The 18,196-nt window shown below is 35.2% G+C and carries 17 protein-coding genes; 1 reads left to right on the top strand and 16 read right to left on the bottom strand.

Features of this window, described 5'->3' with window-relative positions; all coding sequences use genetic code 11:
• Nucleotides 1-420: 420 nt before the first annotated feature.
• From thrS to BCR24_RS08410, 4 genes are all read right to left on the bottom strand, one after another.
• Complete coding sequence (thrS, locus tag BCR24_RS08425) at nt 421-2,361, bottom strand: threonine--tRNA ligase (RefSeq protein WP_069640112.1); 1,941 nt, start codon at nt 2,359-2,361, stop codon at nt 421-423.
• A gap of 372 nt (nt 2,362-2,733) precedes the next feature.
• Nucleotides 2,734-2,913, bottom strand: coding sequence for a 2-hydroxymuconate tautomerase (locus BCR24_RS08420; RefSeq protein WP_069640111.1), 180 nt, complete (start codon nt 2,911-2,913; stop codon nt 2,734-2,736).
• Nucleotides 2,914-3,241: 328 nt separating this feature from the next.
• Nucleotides 3,242-4,714 carry a L,D-transpeptidase family protein gene (locus tag BCR24_RS08415; RefSeq protein WP_069640110.1) on the bottom strand — a complete coding sequence of 491 codons (1,473 nt, stop codon included), beginning with the start codon at nt 4,712-4,714 and terminating at the stop codon, nt 3,242-3,244.
• Nucleotides 4,715-5,109: 395 nt separating this feature from the next.
• Nucleotides 5,110-5,985 (bottom strand): aminoglycoside 6-adenylyltransferase, encoded by an 876-nt coding sequence (locus BCR24_RS08410; RefSeq protein ID WP_069640109.1) that lies wholly within the window; start codon nt 5,983-5,985, stop codon nt 5,110-5,112.
• Between the two features lie 162 nt (nt 5,986-6,147).
• Here BCR24_RS08410 and BCR24_RS08405 point away from each other — a divergent pair, with 162 nt between their 5' ends.
• Entirely contained in the window at nt 6,148-6,729 is a 582-nt protein-coding gene (locus BCR24_RS08405) for a YdcF family protein (protein WP_069640108.1), read from the top strand.
• Between the two features lie 631 nt (nt 6,730-7,360).
• Here the strand turns inward: BCR24_RS08405 and BCR24_RS08400 are convergent.
• From BCR24_RS08400 to yhbY, 12 genes are all read right to left on the bottom strand, one after another.
• Entirely contained in the window at nt 7,361-8,836 is a 1,476-nt protein-coding gene (locus BCR24_RS08400; RefSeq protein WP_069640107.1) for a glycoside hydrolase family 32 protein, read from the bottom strand.
• Nucleotides 8,837-8,846: 10 nt separating this feature from the next.
• On the bottom strand, nt 8,847-9,695 hold the full coding sequence (locus tag BCR24_RS08395) for a carbohydrate ABC transporter permease (RefSeq protein WP_069640106.1): 849 nt from the start codon (nt 9,693-9,695) through the stop codon (nt 8,847-8,849).
• Nucleotides 9,692-10,576 (bottom strand): carbohydrate ABC transporter permease, encoded by an 885-nt coding sequence (locus tag BCR24_RS08390; protein WP_069640105.1) that lies wholly within the window; start codon nt 10,574-10,576, stop codon nt 9,692-9,694. The genes BCR24_RS08395 and BCR24_RS08390 overlap by 4 nt, the downstream gene beginning before the upstream one ends.
• 16 nt (nt 10,577-10,592) lie before the next feature.
• A complete protein-coding gene (locus BCR24_RS08385; RefSeq protein WP_083244359.1) occupies nt 10,593-11,912 on the bottom strand; it encodes an ABC transporter substrate-binding protein in 1,320 nt (439 codons plus the stop codon).
• 197 nt (nt 11,913-12,109) lie between these two features.
• Nucleotides 12,110-13,102 carry a LacI family DNA-binding transcriptional regulator gene (locus BCR24_RS08380; RefSeq protein ID WP_069640104.1) on the bottom strand — a complete coding sequence of 331 codons (993 nt, stop codon included), beginning with the start codon at nt 13,100-13,102 and terminating at the stop codon, nt 12,110-12,112.
• A gap of 185 nt (nt 13,103-13,287) precedes the next feature.
• Complete coding sequence (locus BCR24_RS08375) at nt 13,288-14,004, bottom strand: YebC/PmpR family DNA-binding transcriptional regulator (protein ID WP_069640103.1); 717 nt, start codon at nt 14,002-14,004, stop codon at nt 13,288-13,290.
• A gap of 94 nt (nt 14,005-14,098) precedes the next feature.
• On the bottom strand, nt 14,099-15,268 hold the full coding sequence (locus BCR24_RS08370) for a nucleotidyltransferase (protein ID WP_069640102.1): 1,170 nt from the start codon (nt 15,266-15,268) through the stop codon (nt 14,099-14,101).
• Nucleotides 15,269-15,382: 114 nt separating this feature from the next.
• Nucleotides 15,383-16,120, bottom strand: coding sequence for a class I SAM-dependent DNA methyltransferase (locus BCR24_RS08365; RefSeq protein WP_069640101.1), 738 nt, complete (start codon nt 16,118-16,120; stop codon nt 15,383-15,385).
• A 1-nt stretch (nt 16,121) separates the two neighbouring features.
• Entirely contained in the window at nt 16,122-16,460 is a 339-nt protein-coding gene (gene rsfS / locus BCR24_RS08360) for a ribosome silencing factor (protein ID WP_069640100.1), read from the bottom strand.
• Between the two features lie 172 nt (nt 16,461-16,632).
• Nucleotides 16,633-17,226 carry a bis(5'-nucleosyl)-tetraphosphatase (symmetrical) YqeK gene (gene yqeK / locus BCR24_RS08355; RefSeq protein WP_069640099.1) on the bottom strand — a complete coding sequence of 198 codons (594 nt, stop codon included), beginning with the start codon at nt 17,224-17,226 and terminating at the stop codon, nt 16,633-16,635.
• Nucleotides 17,216-17,860 (bottom strand): nicotinate-nucleotide adenylyltransferase, encoded by a 645-nt coding sequence (locus BCR24_RS08350; RefSeq protein WP_069640098.1) that lies wholly within the window; start codon nt 17,858-17,860, stop codon nt 17,216-17,218. The genes yqeK and BCR24_RS08350 overlap by 11 nt, the downstream gene beginning before the upstream one ends.
• A gap of 18 nt (nt 17,861-17,878) precedes the next feature.
• Nucleotides 17,879-18,190, bottom strand: a complete 312-nt coding sequence (gene yhbY / locus BCR24_RS08345) for a ribosome assembly RNA-binding protein YhbY (protein WP_069640097.1) — start codon at nt 18,188-18,190, stop codon at nt 17,879-17,881.
• Nucleotides 18,191-18,196 lie beyond the last annotated feature (6 nt).

The raw sequence follows: 18,196 nt of genomic DNA, 5'->3' as shown, positions 1-18,196 counted from the left end.
CTTCTTTCCCAAATAATTGATAGGAGTGTTTCCAATTGTAAATTAAGGCATTTGATGGGAGTCCGTATTTTTTAGCCAAGGCTCGTCCGCCCAGAGGCCCTTCTAGGTACTCTTTCACTAGCTTTAATTTGAATTCTACCTCATAATAACTCATAAAAAATAACCTCCAAAAATTGTATTTTTCACGTACAACTTTTGGGGGTCACATCATTATATCTCAGACTCAAAGAATCCGTATAAACGGTGGGAGCAGAAGCAATCACTACGCTTCGCTTCGATCACATCAAATTCTAAGTGCTAAAGCACTAAGATTTGAAGGCTTCGGAAATAAGCCGAAATTCACAAAAATTTGAAGAGCAATTTTCGTGAATCCCTTCTTATTTCTCGGGATTAAACACTCCTGTCCCAACCTCTTCTTGATTATTTTCTACTATAATTTGCTACATCAGCAACCATACTATCCACAAAAATATTCAAGTCGATCACTTCTGTTTCTTTACTACCGTAACGGCGAATATTCACAGTTGCGTCATCCATTTCTTTATCGCCGACAACGATTTGATATGGAATTTTTTGTGTTTGAGAAGCACGGATCTTGTAACCCATTTTCTCATTACGATCATCTACTTCAATACGTAAACCTTGTTCTTGCAGCCGTTTTTTCACTTCATAAGCGTAATCTGAATGAGCTTCAACGGATACAGGAATAATTGTTGCTTGGATTGGTGCCAACCAAGTTGGAAATGCCCCTTTGTATACTTCTGTCAAGTAAGCTACAAATCGTTCCATAGTTGAAACGATTCCTCTATGGATAACTAATGGACGATGTGTATTTTCACCATCTTCACCAACATAAGTCAAATCAAAACGTTCTGGTAATAAAGCATCGATTTGAATTGTTGATAATGTTTCTTCCATACCCAATGCCGTTTTTACTTGAACATCCAGTTTAGGTCCATAAAAGGCTGCTTCACCTTCTGCTTCAAAATAATCAATTCCGGCTTCATCAGCAGCTTCTTTGATCATTGTTTGTGATCTTTCCCACATTGCATCATCATCGAAATATTTTTCTTTGTTGTTAGGATCTCTTAAGCTTAAACGGAAACGATAATCTGTCACATCGAAATCAGCATAAACTTCAACCATCAATTTCAATGTACGCAAGAATTCTTCTTTGATTTGATCTGGACGAACAAAGGTATGGCCATCGTTCAATGTCATTTCGCGTACACGTTGTAAACCTGATAACGCTCCTGATTTTTCATAACGGTGCATCATCCCTAATTCAGCAATTCTAATTGGTAGTTCACGATAGCTGTGTATATCATTTTTATACACCATCATGTGATGTGGACAGTTCATTGGACGAAGTACTAACATTTCGCCATCGCCCATATCCATTGGCGGGAACATATCTTCATGATAGTGATCCCAGTGACCTGATCTCTTGTAAAATTCAACATTAGCCATAATTGGTGTATAAACATGTTGATAGCCTAGGCTGATTTCTTTATCTGTGATATAACGCTCAATCGTACGACGGATTGTTGCACCTTTTGGTAACCAGAAAGGTAATCCTGAACCAACATCTGGATTAAGCATGAATAAATCAAGCTCTTTGCCCAATTTACGATGATCACGTTCCTTGGCTTCTTCACGCATTTTAATAAATTCTTTTAGGTCTTTTTTATCGAAGAAAGCCGTTCCGTATATACGCTGCATCATTTGATTGTTAGAATTCCCTCTCCAATAAGCACCAGCCACTGATAATAACTGGAATACTTGAATACGTCCTGTTGAGGGGACATGGACACCACGACATAAATCAACAAAATCTCCTTGATCGTAAACAGTGATGGTCTCCTCTTCTGGAAGTTCAGAAATCAATTCAACTTTGTAAGGATCATCTGCAAATAATTCTAACGCTTCGTTTTTAGAAACAACTTTACGGACGATTGGGTTATTTTCTTTGACGATTTTCATCATTTCAGCTTCGATTGCTGGTAAGTCTTCAGCTGTGATCGGGTTTTCACCATTATCAGTGTCATAATAAAAGCCAGAATCGATAGCTGGTCCCACACCAAATTTGATTTTTGGGAATAGGCGACGTAAAGCATTGGCCATTAGATGAGCTGATGAGTGACGTAAAATTCCTAGTGCATCCTCGTGATCTGGTGTTACGATTTCAATTGAGCCATCTTCTTCGATTGGGCGAACTAAATCGATTAAGTTGCCATTGAATTTCCCTGCTAAAGCTTTTTTAGCTAAGCTGTTACTAATACTTTTAGCAATGTCTAATGTCGATGATCCAGACTCAAATTCTTTAACTGCACCATCTGGAAATGTAATTTTAATTAACATGTTATTTCCTCCAATTTTTTTATCATTGATTACGAGATTTTACGACTTTCCAACAATATAATCTCACTTGAGCAAAAAAATAAGTCCTAGTATCGGATAAAAATATCCGATACTAGGACGAAAAGTTCGTGGTTCCACCTATTTTTAAACACAGCAAACAGCCGTATTCCTCAAGCGTGTTAACGGTACGACCGCCTTTGTTTCGACAAAGGTTGGAAAAAGTGGTCATTCCTTGTGCGGGTCTGGAAAATTTTCAGCCAAGATTTTCCTCTCTAAAAGACTGCTTACAAGTTCAGTTGTCTTTCTCATCAATCATTTATGTGTTAATTTAAACACTTCTTAATCCAAAAAGCAAGTATTTCTTTAAATAACTTATTTTTTCCATTGTCCACCTTGCGCATAACGATCTTTTTTTAATTCATTCACAAAAACATGAATGTTTTCTTGAGGTGCCCCTGTATTTTTCGATACGGCCTCAGTAATGTCTTTGACCATATTTGTTAGTTGCTCCTCGCTACGACCTTCTATTAAATCAACATGAATAAATGGCATCGTCTTTCCCCCGTATAATTTTTAATTTTTAGTATAATCATAACATATTTTATGATTATAAAGCTTATTTTTTAGCTGTCAATATGAACTTTGACACATTTTGCTTCATATAATTATTTCCTATGATCAAACGTTCTACTAGTTACAGATTTGAACCCAATTACTTCAAAATGGTTTAGAAGTTCAACCTGCGAAAACCCATTATAATGGTGCGCAGCTTTGTCAAAAACAGTCATACACAATCTCTTCTTTTATATTTCTTAACTTCCTAATAATTCATGTTTTGTCATAAAAAAAGAAGCCCAATCGGACTTCTTTTTCATTCCCTTTAAGCTGGTTCACCATAATCAACTGGTTTGTCAAATTCTCCAGGTGCATCGTCATAGATGTGTCCATAAATAATAACTGGCATTCCAGCATAAGCACCGTTAAAAATTTGAGCAGCTGCAGCTCCTGGGGTATTGATACAACCATTACTACCAAAATTGGTTTTATAGGCTTCTTTGTTCCCAAAATATTCTGCTTTATAATCTGCATCATGAATCCCGATTTGTGTAACAACACCACCAAAGCTCTTCAACGGCATCCAATATTTTACAGGTACACTATAACTTGAACCATCAAGCATTTCGCCTTCTAACTTTGTATCCGTATCTTTGTATAAAATCGTATGGAAACCTGGAACTGTGGCGGTTCCTTTGTTATAACGACCAGTAATAACATCTGTTTCGACAACTTTTACGCCATCTTTAAAGAAATACATCTTTTGATCGTTTAAGTCAATTTCTACATAGTCCTTATTAACAGTTGATGATTGTGTCACATCACCATCAATCGGTACTGTGATTGTTTCTGTTTCTTTATCACTGTTGATTGCTTGGACAAGTAAATCTCTTGTTTGCGGCATATTGATATCCCAACCATAGCCACCGTTGTTTTTGTATTTTGTTGTTACACCATGAACATTTTTAAAAATGATTGGTTTGAAGATCGAACCATATTTTTGGTTTGTTTGTTCAACCCATGCGTAAACTTTATTGTCATCAACATTTCCTGACGTATCCATAAATGATTGCAACTCTTCTTTGGTTAAGGTCAGTTTTTCACCATTGATGTCTAACGTGATTGCTTTGTTTTCTTTTTTCGACAACAATGTTAATTTTTCTTGTAAGCCTTTATCTTCTTTAGTCACTGCTGGTTTTTGATAAAATTCTTTAATATCGTATACGTAATTCCCTTTATTAGCCTCAACATCTTTAAGTACTTGATTCATCAACGCTTCTTTATCAACCGCGGTCCCTGTCTGTTCCGGAATGATTTGGTAATTACCATCGACTTTCTCAATCCGAGCATCTTGACTAGGTGTCCCCTCTTCAAAGCTAAGTTCATTTAGTTTATTTTTCAATTCAGTCTTGTACTCTTCATTGACTGGTAGCTTAATCGAGCGGTCCCCGATGTTTTGTTTTAAATACTCTTCTGAGATTTCATATTTTTTAGGTAATTCGATTTTTTCTTCTTTATCGTTCACCTTGATCACAACAGCTTCTGACTTGTTCAATTCCTCAAGTTTGCTTTTTGCATCTTTGGCACTTAATAAACTAATATCAACACCATTAGCTTTCGCCGTTATGAAAAAATGAGATTGAAAATAAACAAGGCCACCAGTAAATACCAGTGCTAAAAGAATCAATACTCCCACTATTGGAACTAGCCATTTTTTCTTTTTCTTGCTTGACTGATTTTTATTTTTGGATCCCTTCGCATTCTTGGTCGAGCGACTAACTGATTCTTCATTTTCCATTGAGCTATCTTCCTTTTTTATGATTTATATGCTTACTTTGACGAAATACTTTTTTCCTGTTCAAAAACTAAAGTAAAAGGAAGCTCCTCTTCCTCTTGATATCGTTAAAATTTCTATTCGTACTAAATTAATAACTGTATTTTAAAGCTAGTTTAGTTAAAATTTCCTCAGTGTTCAATTAATCTGCTTACACATGAGAAAAAATTCATGTTTTTATGTATAAATGCTGAACTTTCATTTTTTCTGACAAACAGGATGAGTAACAGTCAAAATTTTGATACAGTGTACTTATCATTCTACCACATATATAGGAGAGGAAAAAAGACCATTTAGCAATATCTTTGATTAAATTCTAATTTATTTACAATAAACTTAAAAATGGCATGGAAATTTCTCTAATTTTCTTTAAACGCAAGTTTACTTTGTTTAGTGAACCAATTATTTGTATAAAGCTTGACTTTTTCAGCTGTTTTTTGGTCATAAATGAAGTGATTTTTTTGTGAAACTATCCGAGCATAATAATCAAATTGCTTTTGTAAGGACAATAGAGCTGACCACGCCAAAAAAATACTAGAAATATTCATTGTTTTTACTAGCTGTTCATACTGTTCTTCTGTCAAATAATTAGGCAAGTACTTATAATTTTTCCCAATACTGAAGTGATAACCATGCTTTCCCGCAACTTGCCAAGACAGTAAACGTAATAATTCTTTTTGGCAGTTATCATGTAAATGATCCGCTGCATAGAATAGCTCGTTACGACACAAACCTTTCACGACATACGTACTGACCCACCAAAATTCATTACAACAATCTGAAAATTCTTCTTGGGTAGGCTTTTTGATCCAATAATTTTGATCCGTTGCTTCCATTAAATTAGGCAATAAGTGGTTTTTATCTAATAAAATCTCAGCCAAAAGATCTCCTTCATTCCAGTATGCAGCTTGCTCTTTTGGACACAGGGTCAGATCGATTCGATTTCCATCTTCAAACAGCATTAAATAGGCAAATCTTCCATCCTTTGTTGGTGGAAACAATACCATATCTTCCGGCGTCTGCATGATCAAACGCGGTCCAAACTCAGCTAACCATGACTGATCTTTGCGAAATACTTCAACCGACTCCACAATATAAACAATATCATAATCCTGAAATAAATCTTTCGGTGCATTTTTATTTGTTCGCGAACCATTCATTCCAACTGCGAGTATTCTGGGATCCTTTTCAGCAATCGTTAAAATCAATTGAAACATCTCTTCTTTTGTACGCATAGCTATCCCTCCCCATTTTAGCTTATATAGATAAAGTATAAAGCAATCTCATCAATTGTGTTATACTTTATCTTAAAAACGTTAAAAAAAGATTAAAAAAGAAAGGGCAAGTACCGTTCAACTTGTTCATCTACTAAAATAGATGAGAAAGGTTGTGAGGTTATGAAATGGATAAAGAGAATCATGTTACTAATTTTAGGAGTAGGGATTATTTATGCTGGCTTTGTTTTATTTCTGATTTTCAGCGGAACAAAAGACCAGCCAACAACAAAGCCAGATACGGTACTTATATTGGGAGCACAAGTAAAAGGCACTTCAAAAAACAATGCCTATCCGAGTACTGTTTTAAAAGAACGATTAGATGCGGCTATTCCTTATTTAAAAAAATATCCGAAAGCAACAGTGATTGTTTGTGGGGGGCAAGGATCTGACGAACCAGATAGTGAAGCTAATGTCATGGCAGAGTATTTAAGAAGCAATGGCATTTCACAAAAACAAATTTTAATAGAAGACACATCCACACGTACCAAAGAAAATATTCAAAATGCTCAAAAGAAACAAGCATTAGGAAATACAGTTATTGTCACAAGTGATTTTCATATGTATCGGTCAAAATTATTGGCAAAACGACTGGGAATATCTGAAATCAGCGGACTTCCTTCTGTTTCCAAATCATCTGCTACATTCAAAACTTACGTTAGAGAGATTTGTGCCTTGGGCTATGGGTTGCTTTTTGATCATTAGACAAAAATTATAAGAGTGATTGGGACTCTTACGTTCCAAGCTCAAAATAGTTACGATCGCTATTTTTGAACGATTTGGTTAAGATTATTATTCTAAAAATAGCTTTTTTATAACTCTACAAAAGAACGGGCCAAAAATTTAGTTTGGATCATTTCTCACTTGAAGTTTAGATATCTAATTATCTTTACAGATAAAAATCTTGAGACACATGTTTTTTCTATAATAAACTAACTAAAAGTATTCTTTTTCTTTCTGATTCGAAATGAATTCTCAAAAATTTACATAAAATGCTAAATATTTGAGAATTGTAAATAAAAATGCTACTATACTTATGTTCTTAGTTTTTTCATATTGTGTTTCCCTTCATATAGTGTGTGTATGAAGGGTTTATTTTTTTTATGACTACTTATATGATACATTCCGTTACTTGTTTTTCTTGTCGCTTAGATTAAAAAATAGGAATATTCTTTTAAACGCTAAATATAACTAAATAATGAGACTAAAAGAGAGCACATCAAAACTAAAAATCAGTTTTGTTGCGCTCTCTATATCCGAATAAACGGCGAGAAAAAGCAGATCCTTCGGAAATAAGAGGAGCTACCCCTTTTAATCTCGGCTTCTTCCTGATAGATTATAATTTGATCGTTCCATAATTTATTTTTAGTTTTTCAATCATACCAGTAACGGATACGCTCGGTGGTTCACTTTGCTCTTTTTCATAAAAATTCATAGACATCGTTGCTACGCCATTAGCAAATACTTCTATTGATGATGTATCTCTGAATACCTCTAGTAAAAGGCTATTGTCTATTAGGGGAACTCTTGTCGTTCGCTTTGTTAATTGCTCTGTTTCAATTCCTGTAATCTTAAAACCAAAGCTATCACGACTAATAGATAAATAACCAGTAGCAGGCTCATAGATTAGTTCAACGGCAGACTCATTTGTTCTCAGAACCTTTATTGCTAAATTTTCAGTTTGTGTTAGGGTTCCACTTAACTCAATATAGAATTGCTTGGCTTCAATATTATCTAGTTCAATGGATGAATTCTCTAATTTTTCCTTTTTGATTCTTTTTTTATCTGTGATTAATTTATAAATTGTATTAATCGGTTGTTGAATCACTTGTTGGTCTACTACATGGAGCTCACGTGGCAAGGTCATAGTTCCTGCCCAAAGATGCCCCAACTCATTCGTCGGCATATTACGCCCCCACATCTGCATCCAAGCAACCATAATTCGCTTTCCTTGTTCATCAAAACAAGTTTGAGGAGCATAAAAATCTAAGCCAAAATCAATTTCATGATGATTATCTACAGTAAAACGACCTGTTGACCAATCTACTTCTCCTATAAACGCCACAGTAGAATTGATATTTTCATAAGAGTTCTCTTTTTTCTCCATTTCAATAGGAGAAATCAATAAGACATCTTTTCCATCTAAATGAAATAAGTCGGGACATTCCCACATAATCCCCTGTTCCTTTTCTCCTTTAAGAAGTATAGAAGTAAACTGCCAATGAACTAAATCATCTGACTGAAATAATAAAATCTGCCCTCTTTGTTCAGCTGTTTTTGAGGCAACTACACTATAATATAGACCATCATGTTCGACTATTTTAGGATCACGAAAATCATCAATTGCTGCAACTCCCTCAATATGTTGTTCCGAAATTACAGGATTTTCGAGAAATTTTTCAAAATGAATACCATCTTCTGACACTGCCATACACTGAACTTCTCGTTTAATTCCTTCACGTTCATAATGACCTGTGTACATTAAATAGAGTTTTCCATCTTTTTCAATTGCACTTCCTGAAAAGCATCCGTCTATATCATATTCCTCACTTGGTGCCAGTGCTACTGGTAAATCTTCCCAATGGAGCAGGTCTTTTGATTTAGCATGTCCCCAGTGCATTGGCCCCCAAATACTATCATATGGGTAATACTGATAAAACAAATGATATTCACCTTTGTAATAGACAAAGCCATTCGGATCATTGATCCAGCCTATCGGTGCCATCAAATGATAGCCTTGACGATAAACAGGATCAATTCTACCTTTATTTTCTTTAATATATTGATTAGCTTGTTCGAGTTTTTCTTTCATTCTCTCTCTCCTATTTGATTCCTGTACCAGAACCGCCCAACCCTTGTAGGATATATTTTTGAGCGACAATATAAATAATGATTAGTGGAATCGTTGAAATTGTTAAAACCGCCATAACCTGATTGATATAAACGGGTTGTGTCGTATTAATCGTTGTAATTGCGACTTGCATGGAAAACTTACTTTTATCTGTCAATACCATTAATGGCCAAATATAATCATTCCAACTTCCGATAAATGATAAAACCCCGACGGTCGCTACCGCTGGTTTAGACATCGGTAGCATGATTGAAAAAAAGATTTTAGCGATACTTGCACCATCAATTTTAGCGGATTCAATGATTTCTTCCGGTATTGCAATAAAGAAATTTCTAAATAAATAGATGTTAAACGCACTAGCCATAGCTGGTAAAATCACAGCAATACGACTATTAACTAATCCCAATGCATTGACAATTGTAAACTGAGGAATCAAGACTGTTTCCATTGGAATAATCAAAAGTGCTAATAAGAAACCAAAAATTACTTTTTTTCCTGTAAAATTGATTTTGGCAAAGGCAAAACCTGCTAATGAATTAACAATGATCGATCCTGCTGCAAAAGTAATGCCATAAAAAATACTATTTAGCAAATATGTCCAAATACTGAATCGTTCAATGACTTCTTGATAAGTTTTAAACCAATTTGCAGGATTTAGACTAGGTAAAAAAGCTTTAAAAGAAGAAAGGTTTGTATAAACTTCTGCATTTGATTTCATAGCAGAAACAATCATCCAAAGCATTGGAAAAATAAACAATGCCGCTAAAATAAATAATAAAACATATTCAAAAATCATTAGTGGTCCAATCTTTTTTTTCATTCGTCTTTGTCCTCCTTAATTAATTTTCTTTGACCGATCGTAATCAAACCAATCAAGGTTGTAAAAATCAGCGCTATTGAGCTAGAGTAGCCCACCATTCGATCGGTGAAACCTGTCTGATAAATATAATAAACCATGGTCATTGTAGAATTCATTGGTCCGCCTTGGGTCATGACCATTGGCTGAACAATCAACTTAAACGCTGAGATAAGTGTTGTTAATAAGACAAAGATAGCTGTCGGCTTTAATAAAGGCAGTGTAATATAACGAAATTGTTGAAATTTTGTGAAGCCATCCATTTCAGCGGCTTCATAAACATCTTGCGGGATATTCTGCATACCACCTAAAAATAATAACATTTGATAACCTGCACCTTGCCAAGCAGAGACAAACACGATCGTGTACATTGCTTGTTTAGGACTCGTTAAAAATGGTTGAGCAGAGATCCCTATTTTCATTAACAAGGAATTGATCAGCCCCTCATTCGGATTTAATAAATACAACCATAAGATGGAAATAACTACCAAAGACATGACAACTGGTGCAAAAAATGCTACTTTAAATAATAAATTTCCTTTTCTTTTTTTGTTGATAATCAAGGCCATTCCTAATGCTGCCCCCAATTGGACTGGAATGATCCAAATGACAAACTTAGCTGTATTCAGCATACTTTTTATAAAAATTGGATCATTAAATAATTGTTTAAAGTTATCTAAACCAATGAATTGCCGATTATCTGGGGTCAGTAGATAGTAATCTGTAAAAGCATAATAGGCAACCATTCCCACTGGAATCAAAAGAAAAATCGTCAATAAAATAAGTGCCGGTGCTAAAAAACTATATCCTACTAAATTTTCCTTGACTGTTGGTTTCCGATTCATTTTTTCTCCTCCTTTATCACTTCAACATCCTGTCGATAACTTGCTGCATTTCTTCTGCGTGAACATCTACGATTTTTTGTACATCAGGATTTTCTTTGTAATAGCTCGCATCTTGAATTGATTGTTGAAACGCACGGGAAACTTGAGGATACGCTACTACAACAGGACGCGCATGACCTGATTTTTGGTTTTGTTCCATTAGAAAGCGCATTTCCTCAGACACATCGTTTTTGATCAATTCGATCGTTGACTTTCTAATAGGTAAAACGCTATTGCCTAAACTCATGATTTTACTTGATTCTGTATTTGTTACATACTTAATAAATGTAGCTGATGCTTCTTTTTCTTTTGTTTTAGAGGACATCGCTACTTGCCAACTACCTGTTGGTGAAACTAATTTTTTTGTTTTATTAGATACAGGATATGGTAAAATACCGTATTCAAGTTCTTTATAATTTTCATTTAAATCAGCAATCGTCCATGATCCGCTTAAAAGCATCGGATATTTTCCAGTTTCAAAGCCTTTTTCAATAGGCGTATTAGTAGTGTATCCTTTTTTTACTAAGTCCTGAATAAATTGAAGTGCTTCTGCACTTTTTGGATCATTAAAATAACCTAAAGCTTCTGTCCCAGATTGATTTACAACTTCTCCTCCGTTTGACCAAATAAACGGCGTGTAGGCATAAGTCAGCATTTCATCTTTAGAAGCTAACTGAATATTTATCGCTGGTAACTCATATTCATCCACTAATTTTTGACAAACTTCTTTAAACTCGTTCCATGTCCAAGGTTTATCTAACGTTGGTAGTTCGTCCTCTTTGATGCCCGCCTTTTTAAATAGTTGCTTGTTGTAATAAATCCCTACACTTGATTCAGAAAAACCAAATGCATAGAATTTCTCATTGTAAGTTCCTTGTTGAACGATACTATCAAGCACATCATCCATATTTGCATCATCTAAGTATTCATCTAACGGTTCAATTACATCTGCATTTGCATAGGCAGCAGTATTTGGACCATCTAGAGTTAGAACGTCAGGCAAACTATTCGTTGTGATCGCAGCATTCACTTTATCTTCATAACCACCACCGCTGCCGCTTCTTGGAATGTATTCAGTGATTACCTTATATTTCCCTTGATACTCTTTATTAAAGTTATCCACAATTGTCTGCCAAGCCTTTCCTTCAGGAGTTTCGTCTGAAAACTGAACCCAAATTTTTATGTCCCCAGTATTTTTTATTCTATCTTTCGATTTTTTTGAAACGTTTCCACAACCAGAAAAAATAAAGAAAACCACAATGATCACAAGCATGAACTTGCAAAAATACTTCTTCATTAACATCTCTCCCTTTAATTTGAAACGTTTCCATTTTATTTAAAAAAATATAATGGAAACGTTTTATTAATTGATAAAAAAAGAATAGCATTGAAATCTCTTTCTGTCAACTGAATTTCAAATAAAAAAAATAGTGTTTAGAATAGCACGAAAAACGCCTATTCTAAACACCTCAAACCATTTTATCATCAAACAATTCACGTTATAGCATCTTTATCATTTTCAATCGTCGTATAATTAGAAACAAAAGTCACAGGTAAAATAATTCTTTTAGGAACCTCTACTCCTTTTATTTTATTCAAAATAGCATCTACTGCTGTAACAGCCATCAATGGAACAGATTGAGCGATCGTTGAAAGTGCATACTTTCTTTCCTGTGCCATTCTCACTCCATCAAATCCGATTAACTGAAAATCCTTAGGTGCTGTTTTGCCGATTGTCTCTAGCGTTTCTAAAACATTTAATCCCATAAAATCATTCACTGTAAAAATACCGTCAATCGTATCATTTTTTTTGATAAACTGTAAAATTTGCTCACGTAAATCTGTGATTGGTTCTGGCATATCTAGGATTTTATACGTTATCTTTTTGTCTCTACAATATGCTAAAAAACCTTCTCGCCGATTAACAGTTTCATTGGGAAATGGTGAAAAACCGCCTATATATGCTACTGTTTTACATCCTCGCTTGACTAATTCTTTTGCAGCTAGCCTTCCACCAGCAAAATTATCTGAGGTAACATAAGTCACATCTTCTGAAAAATGTCGATCAATACTAACAAACGGCAAATTAGACGATACGTATTTATCTACATCTGAATAAGTAATCCCAATAATTCCATCAACCTTATTTTGCTTGACCATTTGGATATATTCATATTCTTTTTCTGGATCACCATCTGCATTACACAAATAAAGTTTATATCCTTTTTTGCTGAGTTCCTCTTCAATATAATATGCAAGCTCTGAAAAAAAAGGATGCCAAATCGTTGGAAGAATTAAGGCTAAAGTATTACTCCGATTGGTTTTTAAAGCCCTTGCATATTCATCAGGTTCATAAGATAATTCATTGATGGCAGCTTCAACTTTTTTTCTGGTAATTTCTTTGACTTTTACTCCATTAATGACTCTAGATACAGTTCCAACGCCCACCCCAGCTAATGCGGCAACATCTTTCATCGTTGCTTTCATCTTATCCCAGCTTTCTTAATAATGATCTGATTTGAATTGTAACATATAATTTTGAAAATAGGGAAACGATTCCAAAAAAACTTCTTAAGCTAATTTCTTAAAATAATTTTTATAAAAAATAAGCTATAACTCTTTCGTAATCTCAAAATTAGATTACAAACAAGTTATAGCTCAAGCTTATCGAACTAATCTAACTCTACGTTATGATAAACTTTTTGAACATCATCTAGATCTTCTAAAACATCAATCATATGTTCAAATTTTTCTAAATCTTCTCCAGCTAATTCAACGTCATTTTGAGCAATCATTTCTAATTCAGAAACGGAAAAGTCTTCAATACCTTTTTCTTTTAAGGCCTCTTGGACTGTATGGAAATCTTCTGGTTCTGTATAGACAATAATTTGACCTTCTTCTTCTGTAACATCACGTACATCAATGTCTTTTTCCATCAAGTACTCAAGAATTTCATCAGCATCCTCACCTGCAAATCCAATCACACCTGTATGATCGAACATGTATGCTACAGCTCCGCTGACACCCATATTTCCACCATTTTTACCAAAAGCAGCACGTACATCTGATGCTGTTCGGTTTACGTTATTTGTCAAAGCATCAACAATGACCATTGAGCCGTTAGGTCCAAATCCTTCATAACGTAATTCAGAGTATTGTTCATCGCCTGAACCTTTGGCTTTTTCAATTGCTCGGTCAATGATATGTTTTGGTACATTATATGTTTTTGCGCGTTCGATCACAAACCGTAATTTCTGATTTGCTTGAGGGTCAGGATCACCCGATTTCGCTGCTACGTAAATTTCAATTCCGAATTTTGCATAAACTCGGCTGTTATTTGCGTCTTTGGCAGCTTTTTTCTCTTTAATATTTGCCCACTTACGACCCATATTCTCACTTCGCTTTCATTCATTATTATTTTTTGTTTATAGCGCCTTTCTTATTATACTTGCCAAATCAACTTTTGTTAAGTGTTTTTTATTTTTAACGGATACGAATCGGAAATCGACCAAAATTCTGTTCTAAAATACTGGGATGTCCTAACTGATAGAGTTGATTACTGCGAATATCTACCGCTAATTGGGTCTTCAAACTTTTCGATACTTTTGTAATCAGAGGCAATGTTAGCTGTTTTTTTTCTTCTCGCAAAAAGCGTTGGCCTTGTTCTGTGAAACCCAAAACTTGTAAGTGAGTGTGATTCCAAGAGTTTGTTATTTCTTGTTGTTTAACGTTATTCAAAACATACGTCGCCAATCTTTGAAGACGTGTCCAAGTATATCGTTTTGTTTTTGCTTGCTCCATAAATGTTTGGAAAGAATCCGAATTTTTAGCTGCTTCTTGTAAACGATATTCGATTCCCTCTTTCATTTGGTAAATCTCTTGTAAATCCGAAGTTGAACTGCTGATTAATTTATATTTTAATAGTGGCCAATAATTCTCCCAAGAAATGGTCGGTAAAGTGGCTAAATCGATTACTACTTTTTCTGGCAGTACTTTTGTGATTTGGGCTAATTCATCTGAGAAAACAGCTTTCCTAATTGCAGTAGCACTGGCAAAATCTTGATAAATATTTGTATCATGGTAACCCGCTTGCTCTCGTTTTAAAGGATATAACTTCATTGGCTTTTCATAATTTGCATTCTCTTTAGCATAGCTTAACCCTAATATATGATTAGGTGAAGAAAAGTCTAATCCACTACTTGGGTAAAGCCTGCGGAAAACTTCTGTCATTTGCTGAGGATAACTCATACCGTTATTTTTGATCGTTTGGTACAGTTGATTGATCTCAATCTGATTATTTTTCACAAAATTTCCAAATAATTCATAATCCATCTCTGATTGATTATCAGTACCAAAGCATAAAGCTTCACAATTTAGAGCATGAAGTAATTTGATGCCACCTGCAGCAAAATAATCAGCAGATTGTACAGCATAAGCGAAAGGTAATTCAATCACTAAATCGACCCCATTAGTCAACGCTTCATTTGCTCGTGTCCATTTATCGATAATGGCTGGCTCTCCACGTTGTAAGAAGTTCCCACTCATTACTGCAATCACAACATCTGCTCCGCTCATTTCTCGCGCCATTTTTGCATGGTACTGATGCCCATTGTGAAATGGGTTGTATTCAACAATAATGCCGCAGCTTTTCATCTTTTTTCTCCTTCATCTAGATTATTTCTATTTGAATTCCATCATACCATTTTTATTTTGGTACGGAAACAAAATAAAAATGAGTGGCCAGTTTTGCGTCACTCATTTCCATAACTATTTTTTACAAACAAAAAACCAACGTTTACTTTCTTTGTTTGGTATCTCATCTGTGAAATCAGCATAGGTTTCCACATCCATAAAACCAGCACTTTCCAGCATCATCAAATAGTTTTCCATTGTATAGGTACGCTCTTGATGCAGTTCATCTTGTCGAATAAACACTTCGTCATTTCCATGCTCTTTCACAAAAAATGTTAAAAAGTGTTCGATACTATGCTCTTTTTCTCCAGGATAGCTATCCCATAAAAAGGCAAATTCTTCCGTTTGATAATGGTAGCTATATTCTGGAAATACCTTATCTACTTGATAAATTGAATGGACATCAAAGATAAAGACCCCTTCATCCTCTAAGGCTTGATATACATCATCAAATACTTGTTGAACTTCCTGACGATTGGCCATATAACAAAGGGAGTCAGAAAAACAAGTAATCGCATGATACTGACCCATTTCAGACAAATCCATCATATTCCCTTGCACAAACTGAACATGAACTTCTTCTTCTGCCGCTCTTTTACTGGCCATCATCAACATTTCTTCTGATAGATCTAAAGCTGTGACAGTAAAGCCTGCTTTGGCAAAATTAACAGCTAAAGCACCTGTGCCACAAGCCATCTCTAAAACATCTTTTTTCTCTTCTGGTAAATGACGTTTAGAAAATTCTAACCACTGATCGTAGAGGCTGTCATCCATTACTTCGTCATATACAAAAGCAAATGTTTCGTATGCCATATTACTCGACCCAAGCGTGTAGATCGACCATAGGCGCATCTGACCACAGTTTTTCTAAGTTATAAAAACCACGTTCTGCTGATTGGAATACATGGATGATGACATCACCTAAATCGATCAAGACCCATTTACCGCCATCTTTTCCTTCAATTCGTTTTACTTCTACATCTGCTTCTTCTTCTTTTTCGATAATTTCTTCCACAATGGCATTGATTTGGCGTTCACTTGCTGCTTGGCAAATCATAAAGTAATCTGCTAAAAGTGAAATTTCATGCACATCTAAAGCGACAATTTCCTCTGCTCTTTTTGAATCAGCTGCTTTTACAGCGATTTCTAAAATCTGTTGACTATCTATGATGGTTTCCTCCTAATTTTTAAAACATAGCTGACTCAGTCAGCTTTTCCCTTGATCCAGCTTCTTGAGCTAGCACCTCGGAAAAAAGATGAATTCTGCTTGTGACATGGACCATCACGATCAGTATTCCCTATTTTTCTGTCGGTGCTAATTAAGCTCAGTCAGCTTTTCCTACTACCCAATAATTGTATGTCTCAATTGTTTTTGGATAAATTCTTTGTTCTTGTTCAATAAGGTGTTGTAATGTATGCTTTGTTTCATATGCGACAGCTTCGTCCAAATCAATCAAAGCAATTTCACGGGCTTCTTTTACTCCTTGGAATTTGCGGCCTGGTTCGATATAATCAGCAACATAAATGATTTTATCCAGCAAACTCATGGCAGCTGCTCCTGTCGTATGGAGACGAATTGCTTCTAAAATTTCTTCATCTTCAATTCCAAGCTCTCTTTGAACCATACTAGCACCAATCAGTCCATGCCAAATTGCATTTCCATAAGCCAATAACTGTTGATCATAGCCATCGCGTTTGATGATCAACTCAAACTCTTCATCCGGTCGTTCTTTAGCATAATCATGAGTCAGCGCTGCAATACTCGCCTTTTCCTTGGAAGCTCCATATTTAGCTGCTAAAGCAACAGCCATTTCTTCCACACCTAGAACATGTTGAAATCGACGTTCACTCATATGCATTTGAACTTCCTGCATCAATTCTTCACGCTTATACGTAGTATATTTTCCACTAAAGTCCATCTACATACAGCTCCTTTTCTTCTATGTAGTGTATCACACTATCAGGGAGTAAGTAACGTGTAGAACAACCACTTTGAATTTTTTCTCGAATCAGTGTTGAACTGATATCCATTTGTGGAACATCGACCCAGATGATTGGATAAGGGGTAATGGTCCCATAATGTGGCCGACGGATACCCACAAAATTGACCAGAGTTACTAATTCATCGATTTTATACCACTTTGGTAAATATTCTACCATGTCTCCACCAATGATAAAATAGTAATCTGTATCCGGATTATTTTGTGTTAAAGCTTTCATCGTATCATACGTATAGCTCTTTCCTTTACGAAATAATTCGATCGGCTCAACAGCTAAATTTTTATTATCAGCAATCGCAAGTTCTAACATTGTTAATCGGTGTTTACTATCGATCGTTTTTTTTTCATCTATATGAGGCGGTAAATAAGTAGGCATCAAATAGACTTTGTCAAGCCCAAGTTGCTGTTGCACTTGGTCGGCCATTACTAGATGAGCCAAATGAACCGGATTAAAATTCCCACCTAAAATCCCTACCTGTTTACGCTTTTGAAAAAGCTCTGCTTCTTCAACAACTACTTCTGCTTTTAATGCTGCATTCGTATTTGTCCCCATTTTTCTTACCTCCAAAATTTAAATTGCTTTAACTTCTTTAGAGATTTTTTGATATTTTTCTTTTGATGATGGTTTGAATAACACTAATACACGACCGATAATTTGAACGATATCGCAATGAATATCAGCTTCTAAAGCTTTTGCAACTTCTTCTGCTATCTCATCGGTATTTTGGAGTAATGTGACTTTGATCAATTCACGTTTTTCTAACGCTTCATTGATCTGAACCACCATCGCAGCGTTTAAGCCACCTTTACCGATCTGAAAAATCGGTTGTAAATGATGCGCCTGACTGCGCAGATAACGCTTTTGTTTTCCTCTTAAATCCACTAATTT

Source organism: Enterococcus ureilyticus (assembly GCF_001730315.1).
Taxonomy (GTDB): Bacteria; Bacillota; Bacilli; order Lactobacillales; family Enterococcaceae; genus Enterococcus_L; species Enterococcus_L ureilyticus.
The sequence above is the reverse complement of the archived record's forward strand: the minus strand, read 5'-3'. Positions and strand labels throughout refer to the sequence as shown.

What these genes read in the sequence shown, in the direction of transcription:
- BCR24_RS08385 (WP_083244359.1), bottom strand. Translation starts at nt 11,912, where the DNA reads ATGAAGAAGTATTTTTGCAAGTTCATGCTTGTGATCATTGTGGTTTTC.
- BCR24_RS08410 (WP_069640109.1), bottom strand. Translation starts at nt 5,985, where the DNA reads ATGCGTACAAAAGAAGAGATGTTTCAATTGATTTTAACGATTGCTGAA.
- thrS (WP_069640112.1), bottom strand. Translation starts at nt 2,361, where the DNA reads ATGTTAATTAAAATTACATTTCCAGATGGTGCAGTTAAAGAATTTGAG.
- BCR24_RS08390 (WP_069640105.1), bottom strand. Translation starts at nt 10,576, where the DNA reads ATGAATCGGAAACCAACAGTCAAGGAAAATTTAGTAGGATATAGTTTT.
- BCR24_RS08380 (WP_069640104.1), bottom strand. Translation starts at nt 13,102, where the DNA reads ATGAAAGCAACGATGAAAGATGTTGCCGCATTAGCTGGGGTGGGCGTT.
- yqeK (WP_069640099.1), bottom strand. Translation starts at nt 17,226, where the DNA reads ATGGACTTTAGTGGAAAATATACTACGTATAAGCGTGAAGAATTGATG.
- BCR24_RS08420 (WP_069640111.1), bottom strand. Translation starts at nt 2,913, where the DNA reads ATGCCATTTATTCATGTTGATTTAATAGAAGGTCGTAGCGAGGAGCAA.
- BCR24_RS08400 (WP_069640107.1), bottom strand. Translation starts at nt 8,836, where the DNA reads ATGAAAGAAAAACTCGAACAAGCTAATCAATATATTAAAGAAAATAAA.
- BCR24_RS08405 (WP_069640108.1), top strand. Translation starts at nt 6,148, where the DNA reads ATGAAATGGATAAAGAGAATCATGTTACTAATTTTAGGAGTAGGGATT.
- BCR24_RS08370 (WP_069640102.1), bottom strand. Translation starts at nt 15,268, where the DNA reads ATGAAAAGCTGCGGCATTATTGTTGAATACAACCCATTTCACAATGGG.
- BCR24_RS08415 (WP_069640110.1), bottom strand. Translation starts at nt 4,714, where the DNA reads ATGGAAAATGAAGAATCAGTTAGTCGCTCGACCAAGAATGCGAAGGGA.
- BCR24_RS08395 (WP_069640106.1), bottom strand. Translation starts at nt 9,695, where the DNA reads ATGAAAAAAAAGATTGGACCACTAATGATTTTTGAATATGTTTTATTA.
- BCR24_RS08350 (WP_069640098.1), bottom strand. Translation starts at nt 17,860, where the DNA reads ATGGGGACAAATACGAATGCAGCATTAAAAGCAGAAGTAGTTGTTGAA.
- BCR24_RS08365 (WP_069640101.1), bottom strand. Translation starts at nt 16,120, where the DNA reads ATGGCATACGAAACATTTGCTTTTGTATATGACGAAGTAATGGATGAC.
- BCR24_RS08375 (WP_069640103.1), bottom strand. Translation starts at nt 14,004, where the DNA reads ATGGGTCGTAAGTGGGCAAATATTAAAGAGAAAAAAGCTGCCAAAGAC.